Source organism: Actinomarinicola tropica (assembly GCF_009650215.1).
Classification (GTDB): domain Bacteria; phylum Actinomycetota; class Acidimicrobiia; order Acidimicrobiales; family SKKL01; genus Actinomarinicola; species Actinomarinicola tropica.
On the sequence record NZ_CP045851.1, the window covers coordinates 1,945,017 to 1,958,450 of the forward strand.

Genomic DNA, 13,434 nt, shown 5'->3' on the forward strand with positions numbered 1-13,434 from the left:
CTCAGACCTCGACGTCGTCGGGTTCGCGGAGGATGGACGCGGCCTTCTCGACGGCCCGACGAGCCCGGGTGAGGCGCTTCTCGTCGACTGGGAGCTCACTGCCGCCCGCATCGATCGACTCACGAAGTCGGGCGATGGCGAGATCGGCCAGCTCCTCGGAGATCGCCTCGAGCCTCGTGCGAATGTCATCGAACTCCCCCGACATGGGACTCCTCTCGGTCACCCGGCTGCCGCGTGCGCGGTCCCGACCGGGTGCTTCCCCCTGATCCCATCGCGTCCGAGGTGCTCGGAGCAACCCCACGGCCACTACCCTCGCCACGATGTCGATCCTGTCCGGCGAGATCCACGAGTGGGTCTCCTTCGTCGACGAGCACCAGGACACCTGGATCTTCGACCTCACCTTCCTCACCAGCCCCTGGACGTGCATCTTCGGCCGGGGGTGCCCGGGCATCCTCACCGAGCCCGCGCCGGAGCTGGCGCAGGGCTGCTGCTCCTACGGCGCCCACTTCACCGACTCGGAGGACGTGGCGAAGGTCGAGGCCGCGGCCGCCCGCCTGACCCCCGCCACCTGGGAGCACATCGACGAGGCCCGACGCCAGGGCGGACCGCTCGAGGAGGTCGACGGCACCACCGTGTCGCTGCTCGTCGATGACGCCTGCATCTTCCTGAACGGTCCCGACTTCCCCGGCGGTCCGGGGTGCGCGCTGCACCGTGCCGCGCTCGAGCACGACGAGCGCCCGCTCGACTGGAAGCCGGCGGTCTGCTGGCAGGTGCCGCTGCGGCTCGTGACCTCGACCGACGAGAACGAGCGGACGACCTACACGCTGCGGGAGTGGCAGCGCGGCGACTGGGGCGACGGCGGGTACGAGTTCAACTGGTGGTGCACCGACGCACCGGAGGCGTTCGTCGGCCACCGCCCCGTGTACGAGGAGATGCGTGACGAGATCATCGAGATGGTCGGGATCGAGCTGTACGCGCGCTTCGTCCAGTACGTCGAGGCGCGGGGGTCATCGGTCGCAGTTCCTCATCCCGCGCTCAAGAAACGACGCTAGACGTCCGACGGTGACAGGGTGAACGGCTTCACGCGCGACGCGCTCCAACGATCGATCGACGCCAAGGGGATCTTGTTCCCGCCCCACGTGCTCGACCAGGTCGTCGCGGCGATCGACGCCGGCAAGCACCTGATCCTCACCGGACCCCCGGGCACCGGCAAGACCACGCTCGCCTACGTCGCCGCCGAGGTCGCCCAGAAGGCCATGCTCTGCACGGGCTACCTCCCGACGACGGCCACCAGCGAGTGGACCACGTTCGAGACGATCGGCGGGCTCCAGCCGACCGCCGAGGGCCTCATCTACCGGCCGGGCCTGTTCGTCGAAGCGATCATGACCGGGCGCTGGCTGGTGATCGACGAGCTCAACCGCTCCAACTTCGACCGGGCGTTCGGGCAGCTGTTCACGGTCCTCTCCGGCTCGCCGGTGGTCCTGCCCTTCAAGCGATCGGGCCAGCCGCAGCCGATCTCGATCGTGCCGTCCGGCATCGATCCGCCCGACGACACCGACGTGATCCGCATGCCGGCGTCGTGGCGGATCATCGCCACGATGAACGTCTTCGACAAGAACCTCCTGTTCGAGATGTCGTACGCGCTCATGCGCCGCTTCGCCTTCATCGAGGTGGGCACGCCGGACGAGGACGCCTACGTGAAGCTCCTCCAGGGTCCTGGCGAGATCGTCACGCGGCTCCTGCCGCTGCGCCGCTTCAGCGACCTCGGGCCTGCGGTGTTCCTCGACGCCGCCCGCTACGCGGCCCGACGGGCCGAGGACGGCACCTCCGAGTCGCGCCTGCTGTACGAGGTCTTCTACGCCTACTTCCTGCCGCAGTTCGAGGGCATGGACGACGACAAGGCCACCGCCCTCTACCGGACGGTCGAGCCGCTGTTCGACGAGCCCGAGCGCCTCGAGGCGCAGCGGACGATCGGCGAGGTCCTCGGCATCGAGCTGTCGATCTGAGCCCGACGATGCCCGTCGCCGTCGGTCACGCCACGCCCACCCACGAGATGTGGAGCCGGCTGCGACGCCCGTTCGACACGCCCGAGGTCGTCGACGCCGCGCTCGGGCTGTCCGAGGAGGTCATCGACCAGCTGATCGGCAGCCGGCTGGCCTCCGGTGACGGGGCGGAGCGGCTCCTCGCCCGCATGCCGGTCATCTCACGGGCGCTCTCGACCGCCATCCAGAAGCGGCCGGAGCGCTGCAGCGGCGAGCTGCGGGGCCCGGTCCTCTGGAGCGAGACGATGGCGGCGCGCGGCGCGAGCTACGCCGCCGAGGACGTGTTCGTGTGCGCCGTCCCGCGGCGGCACTACGACACCGACGAGAACCGGATCCTGGTGGCGGCCCTGGTGGCGATCCGCGACGCCGGGCGGGCCACCGACGCCCTGCCGGCCGACGCCTACGACGACGAGGTCCTGCGGCTGGCCCGCGCGAACGGCCAGAAGGCCGACCGCTGGCTGCACACCCAGCACCTGATCACGGTGCCGCGGACCCGTCCCACGCCGCGGGAGATCCGCCGGGTGCGCGCCGGGAGCCGCAAGGGGACCTACACGCCGGCCGTGCGCGTCCTCGAGGAGGCGCTCGAGCCGCTCACGGTCGACGACCTCCTCCCCTACTGCGACCGCCGGACCCGCGCCCAGCACGCCGTCCTCGTCGGCCTGGCGGCGCGCCTGGAGGCACGAGGGCAGCGGGTGCCGCACCTGCGTGCTCGCGACGGCGTCCTGCGGGCCGGCCCGCTCGAGTACCGCCACCCTCGCCTGCGCGGCGCCAACGCCGGGCTCCACGGCATCCTCCTCGGGGACGTCCTCGTCGACGTGCCGCCCGCCGGCGCGATGGCCCGACGGGACGTCGTCGTCGACTCGCTGCGGAGCCGAGCCGAGGGACGCCGCGTCGTCGCCGTGTTCGACGACGACGACCTGGATCGCGCCGTCGAGCTGTGGGCGGGCCCGCCCGCCGTGCCCTGAGCGGCTAGGACCGGCCGAGCCGGCGGCGGTCCTGCTCGCGCAGGACGCGCTTGCGCAACCGGAGGTTCGAGGGCGTGACCTCGACGAGCTCGTCGTCGGCGATCCACTCGATGCACGACTCGAGGGTGAGCTGGCGCGGCGGGGTCAGCTTGATGGCGTCGTCCGACGCGTGCGTGCGGATGTTCGTCTTCTGCTTCTCGCGGGTGACGTTCACCTGCATCTCGTCGCCCCGCGCCGACTCGCCGATGATCATGCCCTCGTAGACGGTCTCGCCCGGGCCGATGAACATCTCGCCCCGCTGCTGCAGGTTGTCGAGGGCGTAGCCGGTGGAGGTGCCGGAGCGGTCGGCGATCATGGCGCCGCCGCTTCGGGTGGGGAGCTCCCCGACCCACGGGATCCAGCCCTCGTGGTGCTGGTGCATCAGGGCGGTGCCGCGGGTGGCGGTGAGCAGGAGGGATCGGAAGCCGAGGAGGCCGCGGGACGGCGCCTCGATGGTGATGATCGTGCGTCCGGCATCGCCCGGCCGGAGGTCGGAGACCCGGCCCTTGCGGGGTGCCACCGCCTGGGTGACGGTGCCGACGAAGTCGTCGGGGACGTCGATCACGGCGTGCTCGAGGGGCTCGTGGCGGCGGCCGTCGATCTCGCGCTCGAGCACCTCCGGGCGGCTCACCTGCAGCTCGTAGCCCTCGCGGCGCATGCTCTCGATGAGGACGGCCAGCTGCAGCTCGCCGCGCGCCGCGACCTCGATGATGTCGGGCGAGTCGGTCTCGGCGAGGCGGATCGAGACGTTGCCGAGCACCTCGCGCTCGAGGCGCTCGCGCAGGTGGCGGGAGGTGAGGTACTTGCCCTCCTTGCCGGCGAGCGGCGACGTGTTCACCCCGAACGTCATCCGCATGACCGGTTCGTCGACGGTGAGGCGCGGGAGCGGCTGCGGGTCGGCGGCGTCGGCCAGGGTGTCGCCGATCTCGACCTCGGGGAAGCCGGCCAGCACGAACAGGTCGCCGGCGGCGCGCTCCTCGACCTCGACCCTGCTGACGCCCTCGACGCCGAGCAGCTGGCTCAGCCGTCGACGGACGAGCTCGTCGTCCTCGCCGCAGAGCGCGACCTGGTCGCCCTTGCGGAGTCGCCCGTTGATGACCCGTCCGACCGCGAGGCGGCCGAGGTAGTCCGAGGCGTCGAGGTTGGTGACGATGGCCTGGAGCGGGGCGTCCGGGTCGCCGGCCGGGGGCGGGACGGTGTCGATCAGCGTCTGCAGGAGCGGCCGGAGGTCGGCGTCCTCGCCGGGCATGCCCAGGCCGACGACGCTGCGGCCCTCACGGGCGACCGCGGAGATCACGGGGAACTCGATGTGGTGGTCGTCGGCGTCGAGGTCCATGAACAGCTGGTAGACCTCGTCGAGCACCTCGGCGGGGCGGGCGTCGCCACGGTCCACCTTGTTGAGCACCACGACGGCGGGCAGGCCGATCGCGAGCGCCTTCGACAGGACGTAGCGGGTCTGGGGCAGGGGCCCCTCGGCGGCGTCCACCAGGAGCAGCACGCCGTCGACCATCGTGAGCGCCCGCTCGACCTCGCCGCCGAAGTCGGCGTGCCCCGGGGTGTCGACGAGGTTGATCCGCACGCCCTCCCAGGTGATCGAGGCCGCCTTCGCGAGGATCGTGATGCCCCGCTCGCGCTCCTGGTCGCCGGAGTCGAGGACGCGCTCGGCCACCGCCTCGTTCTCGCGGAAGGTTCCCGCCGCCTTCAGGAGGGCGTCGACGAGGGTGGTCTTGCCGTGGTCGACGTGGGCGACGATGGCGACGTTGCGGAGGCTGGTGGGAGGCACGAAGGGGAGATGCTACCGGTCTGGTAGGAAGGCTCCATGCACACGAGGCCGGGAGCTGACGCCAGGCGATGACGGCGAACGCGTCTCGCCTCCTCCTCGCGGCCATCCTCACCGGCATCCTCGTCGGGCTCACGGTCGCCGGGTTCGAGTGGCTGACGACCGAGCTCGTGCTCCACGCGCTGCTCGAACGCCCGACGTGGCAGCTCGCCCTCGCCCCGGGCGTCGGCCTCGTGACCTGCGCCCTCCTCCTCCGCTGGGTGGCCGGCGGCGCAGGTCCGAGCACGTCGGACGAGTACGTCCGCGAGTTCCACGCCCGCAGCCCACGGCTCCCGATCCGCCAGATGCCGGGGAAGCTGCTCGCCGGCGTGGCCACGATCGGGTCCGGCGGCGCCCTCGGGCTGGAGGGCCCCTCGGTCTACGCCGGCTCGACGCTCGGCCTCGAGGTCTCCGCCCGCCTGCGGCGCTGGTTGGCTCTCGACGACGCCCGCCTCCTGCTCTCCGCGGGCGCGGCCGCGGGCATCGCCGCCGTCTTCCAGACGCCGGCGACCGGCGTGATCTTCGCCCTGGAGTCCCCCTACAAGGACGACGTCGCCCGCCGGGCGCTGCTCCCCGCCCTGCTCGCGTCCGCGGCCAGCTACATCACCTTCGTCGTCGTGCTCCAGCCCGAGGACGCCCTCCCCGTGCTCGGCCTGCGCCCCGGCCCGATCGAGGCGACCGAGCTGATCGGCGCCGCGATCCTCGGGGTGCTGGCCGGCCTGTTCGGGCGGGGGACGGCGTGGATGGTGACGGTCACGAAGGAGATCGTCGGCCGGGTCCGCCTGCGGTACAGGATCGTGGTCGCCGCGACGGTGCTCGCCGCCCTCGTCGTCGTCAGCGAGGCGCTCTTCGAGGCGCCCCTGTCGCTCGGACCCGGCATCCAGGCCATCGAGTGGGTGACCGACCCGGAGCGGTCGCTCACCCTGATCGCCGCGCTCTTCGTCGTCCGCATCCTCGCCACGCTCTCGACCCTCGGGGGGAGCGGGTCGGGTGGGCTGTTCATCCCCCTGGTCGTCCAGGGCGTCATCCTCGGTCGGTTCGTCGGCGGTCTGCTGCCGGGCACCGAGGCGTCCTCGAGCCTCTGGCCCACGCTGGGCCTGGCTGCCTTCCTCGGCGCCGGCTACCGGGCGCCGATCGCGGCGGTGATGTTCGTCGCCGAGAGCACGAGCGGCGACAGCTACGTCGTGCCGGCGCTCATCGCCGCGGCGGTCTCACAGCTCGTGGCCGGCTCCACGACGGTGGCGAGCGGCCAGCGCTCGGCACGGATCGGCCACCTGGAGGGGCGCCTCCAGCTCCCGATCGTCGCCGTGATGTCGACCGACGAGCTCACGGTGCCACCCGACGCCGCGCTGTCGGAGTTCATGGACCTCCACGTGCTCGGGCGTCGGCGCCGCACCGTCGCCGTCGTCGACGGCGACACGTACCTCGGCACGTGCTCGCTCGCCGACGTCGCGACCGTGGAGCGGGAGCGCTGGGAGATCACGAGCGTCGCCGAGGTCATGCGCACGGACGCGCCGACGGGACGCCCGGGGTGGACGCTGAAGGAGGCCGTCGCCGCCATGGAGCGCAACGACCTCGACGTGCTGGCCGTGACCGACGAGTCGGGCACGTTCGTCGGCATCGTGGACGCCGACGAGGTCGTCCGCCTGGATCAGATCCTCGACGAGACGGATCCGTCGAGCCAGGGGACGGAGTGAGCGGTCAGTCCTCGTCCTCGTCGTCGGCGTACTCCGACCACTCGGGGTGCTCGTCGTCGCCCTCCGGCGACGCCGGCCGCTCCGATTGGAGGGACTCGAACAACCCTTCGATGTCGATGTCCTGCGAGCGCTTCAGGGCTCGCGCTTCTTCGAACCGCCGGTGGCGACCCTTCTTCACGGGCCAGCTCCTGTCGTGCGAAAGACGTTCCTGGCGTCACCATACCCCCTCGGCGTCCGTGATCCTGGCACCACGCACGATCCTCCTCGTTCCCCCTCGTGGTGCGCCGTTCCCCGTCGTCCCCCGGGGGCCCCGGTGATCGACGTCCCGTGGCTCGTCGTGCTCGCCGTGGGCTCGGCGGCGGTCGGGGCCCTCGGGGGCCTCGGGGGCGCGGTCTTCCTCGTCCCCGCGCTGGTGGTGGGCGGCGTGGAGCCGATCGACGCCGCGCCCCTCGGGCTCATCTCCGTCGCCGCCGGATCGCTGGCTGCGGCGCCGCGCCAGCTCGAGCACGGGTTGGTCCACCACCGCCTCGGCATCACCCTCGAGGTGGCGGCCTCGGCCGCCGCGGTGGTCGCCGCCGTCGTGTCCTCGGAGGTGTCCGGCGACCTGCTGCGGGTGGTCCTCGCGGTCAGCGCCGGTGGCGCGGGCGTGGCCGGCCTCCTCCGCAGCGAGGTGCGCAACGTCGCGCTGCCCGAGTTCGCAGGTGAGCCGCCGGCGGAGTGGCCGGGGACGCTCGGCGGGGCCTACGCCGGACCGGGCGGCGTCATCCCCTATCGGGCCCGCAACGTGCCGCAGGGACTGGTGGCGATGGTCGTCGCCGGTGCCATCACCGGCCTGTCCGGGGTCAGCGCGGGGTTCGTGAAGACGCCGGCCATGCGCGAGCTGATGTACATCCCCGTGAAGGTGGCCGCCGCCACCACCACGTTCACGGTGGGCATCACCGCGGCGACGTCGCTGCTCGTCTTCGCCGGCCAGGGCCGCATCGACGTCGCCGCGGGATCGGCGGTGGCGCTCGGCGGCCTCGTCGGCGGTGTCATCGGCGCGGCGGTGCAGGAGCGGCTGTCCCCGAAGGGCGTTCGCCGTGCGCTCTCGATCGTGCTCGTCGTCGTCGCCGTCGTCGTCCTGGTGGACCCGTGAGCGCGCCGGGCCCCCATCCCCTCGTCGGCCGCCAGCGCCACCTCGTGACGTTCCTGCGGGCGCTGTACGTGCTCGCCTTCGCGCTGGCGCTGGCCGGCGTCGTCCTGCCCGGCGAGGCGGGCGACGCCGCGGGCACCGCGCTCGTCGCCACCCTCGTCGCCGCGCCGGTGCTCCGCATCGCGTGGCTGCTCGTCCGTTGGATCCGCCGCCGCGACCTGCGCTTCGCCGCCGTGGCCTTCGGTCTGCTCGTCGTCATCGGCGCAGGGGCCGCGACGACGATCTGACGCGTCAGCCCTGGGGGGCGCCGCGCAGCGGCAGGTGCGAGCGCACCTCGAGGACCAGCCCGCCCTTGCCGTCGAAGGCCAGTGCGGCCTCGCCGGCGACGAGACGGCGGATCGGCTCGCCCACGAGCTCGGCCCGCCACCCCTGCGCCAGGCGTGCGTCCTCGTCACCCCGGAGCAGCGCTTCGAGATCGGCGCGGGTGGCGAGGAGGGCGGTGTCGATGTCCTCCTCCCGAGCGAGCTGGCTGACCCAGGACGACACGAGGCCGACGGCCGGTCGCAGCTCCCGGGAGAGCTCGCCGTTCGTGGTGGGTTCGGCGGGCGCCGGCCCCGCAGCGGCGCCCTCGGCGACCGCCTCGAGGATCTGCCGGGCGACCTCGCCCTTCGCGTGTCGGTCGTCGACACCCCGGATCGATCGCAGCTCGTCCGGTGTGGTGGGCGCCCGCTGCGCGATCGCCACGATCGCGAGGTCGGCGAGCACGAAGCGGACCGGCTGGTCGACCTCCATCGCCCGCCGCTCCCGCCACGCCGCGACGGCCCGGGCGATCGCCCGTGCTCGCCCGCGCAGCTGACGGACCTCCTTGATGCGGGACCACGCCTCGTCCGGCGGGCGGTTGACCCGAGCCCGGTTGCGCAGGGCGTCGCACTCGTCGAGCGCCCAACCGAGGCGACCCCGCGCCTCGAGCGCCGCGACCTGCCGACCGTGGATCTCGACGAGGTGGGCGACGTCGGAGGCGGCGTAGGCGAGCTGCGCGTCGGTGAGGGGCCGCTGGAGCCAGTCGGTGAGCCGGTCGCCCTTCGGGAGGCGCACGCCGACCTCGCGCTCGACGAGCGATCCGAGCGACGGGTTCGACATGCCGAGGAAGCCGGCGGCGATCTGGGTGTCGAAGAGCTGACGGGGCACCGTCCCGCAGCACCGCAGCAGCACCTCGAGGTCCTGGGAGGCGGCGTGGACGACCGTGGTGGTGCCCTCGGCGTCGAGGATCTCGGCGAGGGGGGCGAGGTCGACCGCGAGGGGGTCGACGATCGCCACCTCGTCGCGCCAGGCGAGCTGGACCAGCGCGATGCGCGGGTAGTAGGTGCGCTCCCGGTGGAACTCGGTGTCGAGGGCGACGACGTGCTCGCCGCGCAGCTCCTCGACGACGGTGGCGAACCGCGCCGGGTCGGTGATCGGCTCGAGGCGGCTCACGCGCCGGTGGCGACGTCGCGGCCCGAGTCGATCCAGGCGAGCATGCCGCCCGCGACGTTCGTGGCGTCGTAGCCGGCACCGCGCAGCGCCTCGGTGGCCGCGGCGCTCCTGGCCCCCGACCGGCAGATCACGAGGATCGCCCTGTCGCGCGGCAGCTCGTCGAGGTGGTCCGGCAGCGTGTCGAGGGTGATGAGCGTGGCCGCACCGATGTGCGCCTCGTCCCACTCGTCGGGTCGGCGCACGTCGACCAGCAGGTCGTCGCCCCTCTCCAGGCGGTCGGCCAGCTCGTCGACGTCGATCTCGGGGATGTCCACCTGTGCGCTGCTCCTCGGCTCTCGGGGGAGGTCAGGCTAGTTCCGGGCGTCGCCGGTCGTCAGGTCCTCCGGGCGGTCCGCGTCGACGGTGGCCGCGGCCGCGAGTCCGTCGAGCTCGACGACGCGGAGGCCCTGGACGGCGCGGTGGACGGCCCGCTCGCCGTCCGCGAAGGCGCGGCGCACGTGCGGACCGGCGGTGCTCCGTCGCCACACGCCGTGCAGCCACTGCACGCGGCCGGCCGCGACGGGGACGACGAGGTCGACGTCGTCGACCGCCGCGTCGACGCAGCGCCGGACGGCCACCGGGTCCGGCTGGAGCAGGTCGGTGGCGAGCACGGCGACGAGCTCCTCGACGCCGGGGGTGCCGAGCGCGGTGAGGACGCCGGCGAGCGGCCCGTCACCCGGATGGATGTCGGCGACGGCCTCGAGCCCGGCGCGGCGCAGAGCGTCGAGGTCGCCCCCGACGCAGATCACCCGCGTGGCTCCCGCCTCGTGCAGCGCCCCGACGACCCGTCCGGCGAGCGGCCGGCCGTCCAGGTCGATCAGTGCCTTGTCGCGCCCCATGCGGCGCGACGCCCCTCCTGTCAGGACCGCGCCGCTGAACGGCACCCGGTCCGAGGCCGGCACGGACCCGCTCATCCCCCGTAGTTCATCCGGGTGTCCTCCATGCGGAGGACGTCGGCCTCCTCGTCGCCGAGGAAGGCGGCGTCGACCACCTCGCCGATGAAGAACGTGTGGTTGCCGAGCTCGACCGACTGGCGCACCTCGCAGTCGAGGTAGGCCGGGGCGCTCGCGAGGATCGGGGCCCCGGTGACCGCCTCGACGTACGGGAAGCCGTTGAGGGTCTGGGCGTCGGGGTCGTCCTCGGCCGGCTTGGTGAACTTGCGGACCACCGCACGGTCGTCGCGGGCGATCGTGCACAGCGAGAAGACGCCGCCGGCGCTGATGAGCTCGTGGGTCCACGCCGGCCGCTCGACGCCGATGCCGACGAGCTTCGGCTCGAAGCTGACCTGCGTGGCCCAGTTCAACGTCATGAGGTTGCGGCGGACCTCGCCGTCGACCTCGGCGCGGCTCCCGACCACGTAGAGCCCGTAGGGCAGCGTCCAGAGCACGCGCCGACGGAGGCGGTCGTACTCGTCGTGGCCCTCCTCGGTGTCGGGCACGCGGGGTGGGTACGGGCCGATCGGGCCGGAGCCTCCGGGTGTCGCCATGGGGCCACCGTACCGCTGCGCGCCGACCCGTCCCGCCGACGTGCGCCGCTCAGAGGTCGGCAGGCGGCCAGGCGGGATCGAGCTGGCGGAGGAACGTGGCGCAGCGCTCCGCCTCGTCCTCCTCGCCGATCGCGGCCGCCGTCCGTTGGAGCCCGGCGAGGGCCCGCAGGAACCCGCGGTTCGCCTCGTGCTCCCACCGCACGTAGCCCGAGCCTCGCCACCCGTTGGCGCGCAGGCGGTCGAGGCCACGGTGGTAGCCGACGCGGTAGGCGGCGTAGGACTCGACCACGTCGCGCCCGTGGTCGCCCAGGCGGGCCCAGGCGTCGAGGTCGCGGGGCCAGCGGGACACCACCTCGGCGACGGCGGCGCGACGCTCGGCCGCCTCGGTGCCGCGCAGGGCGGCGGCGAGGGCCTCGCGGGCGGCAGCCGGCTCGTCGTCGAGGATCGTCTCGGGCGGGCCGGAGGTGGACAGGTTGACGGGTCGGGCGTCGCTCATGGCACGAGGCTAGGCAGCGACGGCCAGGTCCACGGCCCGTCGCACGAAGGAGGCGAACTCGTCGGGGTGCGTCAGGTGGGCCCCGTGGCGCGCACCCTCGACCACCACGAGCTCGCCGTGGCGCACCTGGTCGACCAGCTCCTCGCTGGCCCTGGCGTGGTGGTCGCCCGACCCGCTCCCCGCGCCGGCGACCACCGGGCACCTGATCGCGGCGTCGTCGTAGGCGGGCGATCGGATCGTGGTCATGTCCGCCACGAGGGCCGGACCCTCGGCGCGCCGCGTGGCGCGGCTCCGCGCGGGCAGGCGCTCCCACCGGGCGTCGCCGATCATCCGGCGCATGAAGCGCTCCGCGGCCGTGGCCGCGTCGACCTCGCCGTCCTCCACCGCACGGGAGCCCGGCGACGCCGCCGGCCACCACGGCACCCACGGGCGCGGCGACTCGAACGCGCCGACGGCGAGGACGGCGTCGGGGTGCCGGGCGGCAGCCGCCAGGGCGATCGTGCCGCCCATCGAGTGGCCGACGACGACGCTCGGGGTGCCGTCGAGGACGTCGAGCAGGTCGGCGACGTGCTCGTCGACGGACGCCGGGACCGGCCAGGGGTGCCCCTGCGGATCGAGGCGGGAGTCGCCGTAGCCCCTCCGGTCGTAGCGCACGACGCGGAGCTCCGGGAGGCGGCGGGCGACCTTCGCCAGGCTCGTGGCCCGGTCCATCGTCCCGTGGACGAGCACGACCGGGGGCAGCATCGGGCGGGACCCGTCGGCGTCGTGCTCGTGGATGGCGAGCCCGTACCGGCCGGCCCGGCGGGCGACGCTCACGGCACGCGCACGACCCGCATGGTGTCGGCGGCCTCCGCACCCTCGCGCGACCCGGCGACCACGACGACGACGTCGCCGGACCGCACGTGCCCCTTGCTCGTGGCGTCCGACACCGCCCAGTCGACCATCTCCCCGAAGCGTCCGTGCGCGCCCGACAGCATCGCTGTGGCACCCCAGCTCATGCTCAGCTGGTGCACGGTCCGGTCGTCGGGCGAGTACGCCAGGATCTTCGCCTCGGGACGGAACCGGGCGATGGCGCGGGCGGTGAAGCCCGACCGGGTGATGCAGATGATGGCGTTGGCGTCCATGTCCATCGCCGCCCGCCAGGCGGCCATCGTGACGGTGTCGGTGACCTTCGTGTCGTGTCCGGCCACCTCGACGATGTGGCGGTGCTGGAGCTGCTCGGCCCACCCGTCGTAGTCGAAGCGCTCGTCGGCCCGCCCCGCGATCCTCGACATCGTGGCGATGACGAGCGCGGGGTCGTGGCCGATGGCCGTCTCCGCGGACAGCATCACCGCGCTGGTGCCGTCGAACACGGCGTTGGCGACGTCGGTGGCCTCGGCGCGGGTGGGGCTCGGCGCGTGGATCATCGACTCGAGCATCTGGGTGGCGGTGATCACCGGCCGCCCCATCGCGATGCACTTGGCGATGATGTCCTTCTGCAGGTGGGGCAGCTCGTCGATGGCGAACTCCTCACCGAGGTCGCCGCGGGCCACCATGATCGCCCCCGACGCCTCGACGATCCCCTCCAGGTTGTCGACCGCGGCCCGGGTCTCGATCTTGGCCACGATCAGCGGCCCGCGCGGGTGGGGCTCGACCCCGGCACGACGGATGTCGTGGGCCGACCGCACGAACGACAGGGCCACCATGTCGGTCCCCGCGTCGATGAACGTGTCGAGCAGCTCGAGGTCGCGATCGGTGGGCGAGGCCACGCGCAGGCGGTCGCTCGGGATGTGCACGCCGGGCCGCCCCTGGACCCAGCCGCCGTGGGCGACGCGGCCGATGAGGTGGTTGCCCGTCGACTCGTGGATCTCGACGATGACGGCCCCGTCGCCGAACATCAGCCGGTCGCCGGGGTGGATGTCGGCGAGCAGGTGGTCGTAGTCGACGTGCACCAGCTCCGGCGTGCTCGGCGCGCTGCCCGGCGTGAGTCGGATCTCCGTGCCCTCCATGAGCGTGACCCCGTCGTCCTCGCCGAAGCTGCCGGCGCGGACCTTGGGTCCCGGAAGGTCGACGAGGATGCCGACGTTGCGGCCGACGTCGGTGGCGGCTCGGCGGACCCGCTGGAAGCGGTCCATCTGCTCCTCGACCGTGCCGTGGGCCAAGCCGATCCTCGCCACGTCCATCCCGCCCTCGATCATCGCCCGCAGCGTCGCGGGGTCGTCGGAGGCGGGACCGATCGTGGCGATGATCTTCGTGCGTCGGGACAT

General features: G+C 73.3%; 16 protein-coding genes. 6 read left to right on the forward strand and 10 right to left on the reverse strand.

Features of this window, described 5'->3' with window-relative positions; genetic code table 11:
* Position 1: 1 nt before the first annotated feature.
* Positions 2–205, reverse strand: coding sequence for a hypothetical protein (locus tag GH723_RS18490; RefSeq protein ID WP_195210219.1), 204 nt, complete (start codon positions 203–205; stop codon positions 2–4).
* A 115-nt stretch (positions 206–320) separates the two neighbouring features.
* Here GH723_RS18490 and GH723_RS09580 point away from each other — a divergent pair, with 115 nt between their 5' ends.
* From GH723_RS09580 to GH723_RS09590, 3 genes are read left to right on the forward strand one after another with little or no spacing between them, the layout of a single operon-like run.
* The gene (locus GH723_RS09580) at positions 321–1,052 is read left to right on the forward strand and encodes a hypothetical protein (protein WP_153759435.1); all 732 of its coding nucleotides are present in this window, start codon (positions 321–323) and stop codon (positions 1,050–1,052) included.
* 18 nt (positions 1,053–1,070) lie between these two features.
* Positions 1,071–2,006, forward strand: a complete 936-nt coding sequence (locus tag GH723_RS09585) for an AAA family ATPase (protein ID WP_153759436.1) — start codon at positions 1,071–1,073, stop codon at positions 2,004–2,006.
* A gap of 8 nt (positions 2,007–2,014) precedes the next feature.
* Positions 2,015–3,007 (forward strand): hypothetical protein, encoded by a 993-nt coding sequence (locus GH723_RS09590; protein ID WP_153759437.1) that lies wholly within the window; start codon positions 2,015–2,017, stop codon positions 3,005–3,007.
* Positions 3,008–3,011: 4 nt separating this feature from the next.
* Here GH723_RS09590 and typA read toward each other — a convergent pair whose 3' ends face one another.
* A complete protein-coding gene (gene typA / locus GH723_RS09595) occupies positions 3,012–4,829 on the reverse strand; it encodes a translational GTPase TypA (protein WP_153759438.1) in 1,818 nt (605 codons plus the stop codon).
* Positions 4,830–4,897: 68 nt separating this feature from the next.
* Here typA and GH723_RS09600 point away from each other — a divergent pair, with 68 nt between their 5' ends.
* On the forward strand, positions 4,898–6,562 hold the full coding sequence (locus tag GH723_RS09600) for a chloride channel protein (protein ID WP_153759439.1): 1,665 nt from the start codon (positions 4,898–4,900) through the stop codon (positions 6,560–6,562).
* Between the two features lie 4 nt (positions 6,563–6,566).
* Here GH723_RS09600 and GH723_RS18495 read toward each other — a convergent pair whose 3' ends face one another.
* On the reverse strand, positions 6,567–6,740 hold the full coding sequence (locus GH723_RS18495) for a hypothetical protein (RefSeq protein WP_195210220.1): 174 nt from the start codon (positions 6,738–6,740) through the stop codon (positions 6,567–6,569).
* Between the two features lie 135 nt (positions 6,741–6,875).
* Here GH723_RS18495 and GH723_RS09605 point away from each other — a divergent pair, with 135 nt between their 5' ends.
* Both GH723_RS09605 and GH723_RS09610 read left to right on the forward strand, forming a co-directional pair.
* Positions 6,876–7,697, forward strand: a complete 822-nt coding sequence (locus GH723_RS09605; RefSeq protein ID WP_195210221.1) for a sulfite exporter TauE/SafE family protein — start codon at positions 6,876–6,878, stop codon at positions 7,695–7,697.
* Positions 7,694–7,981, forward strand: a complete 288-nt coding sequence (locus GH723_RS09610) for a hypothetical protein (RefSeq protein ID WP_153759441.1) — start codon at positions 7,694–7,696, stop codon at positions 7,979–7,981. Before GH723_RS09605 ends, GH723_RS09610 begins: the two co-directional genes overlap by 4 nt.
* A 4-nt stretch (positions 7,982–7,985) precedes the next feature.
* Here the strand turns inward: GH723_RS09610 and rnd are convergent, their stop codons facing one another.
* From rnd to pyk, 7 genes are read right to left on the reverse strand one after another with little or no spacing between them, the layout of a single operon-like run.
* The gene (rnd, locus tag GH723_RS09615; RefSeq protein ID WP_195210222.1) at positions 7,986–9,167 is read right to left on the reverse strand and encodes a ribonuclease D; all 1,182 of its coding nucleotides are present in this window, start codon (positions 9,165–9,167) and stop codon (positions 7,986–7,988) included.
* Positions 9,164–9,481, reverse strand: coding sequence for a rhodanese-like domain-containing protein (locus GH723_RS09620; protein WP_229022753.1), 318 nt, complete (start codon positions 9,479–9,481; stop codon positions 9,164–9,166). Before GH723_RS09620 ends, rnd begins: the two co-directional genes overlap by 4 nt.
* A 36-nt stretch (positions 9,482–9,517) precedes the next feature.
* On the reverse strand, positions 9,518–10,120 hold the full coding sequence (gene mobA / locus GH723_RS09625; protein ID WP_153759443.1) for a molybdenum cofactor guanylyltransferase: 603 nt from the start codon (positions 10,118–10,120) through the stop codon (positions 9,518–9,520).
* Positions 10,117–10,692: a flavin reductase family protein gene (locus GH723_RS09630; protein ID WP_153759444.1), complete on the reverse strand. Its 576-nt coding sequence runs from the start codon at positions 10,690–10,692 to the stop codon at positions 10,117–10,119. Before GH723_RS09630 ends, mobA begins: the two co-directional genes overlap by 4 nt.
* Before the next feature lie 49 nt (positions 10,693–10,741).
* Complete coding sequence (locus tag GH723_RS09635; protein WP_153759445.1) at positions 10,742–11,188, reverse strand: DUF3151 family protein; 447 nt, start codon at positions 11,186–11,188, stop codon at positions 10,742–10,744.
* Positions 11,189–11,197: 9 nt separating this feature from the next.
* Positions 11,198–12,004 (reverse strand): alpha/beta fold hydrolase, encoded by an 807-nt coding sequence (locus GH723_RS09640; RefSeq protein ID WP_153759446.1) that lies wholly within the window; start codon positions 12,002–12,004, stop codon positions 11,198–11,200.
* Positions 12,001–13,434 carry a pyruvate kinase gene (gene pyk / locus GH723_RS09645; protein ID WP_153759447.1) on the reverse strand — a complete coding sequence of 478 codons (1,434 nt, stop codon included), beginning with the start codon at positions 13,432–13,434 and terminating at the stop codon, positions 12,001–12,003. Before pyk ends, GH723_RS09640 begins: the two co-directional genes overlap by 4 nt.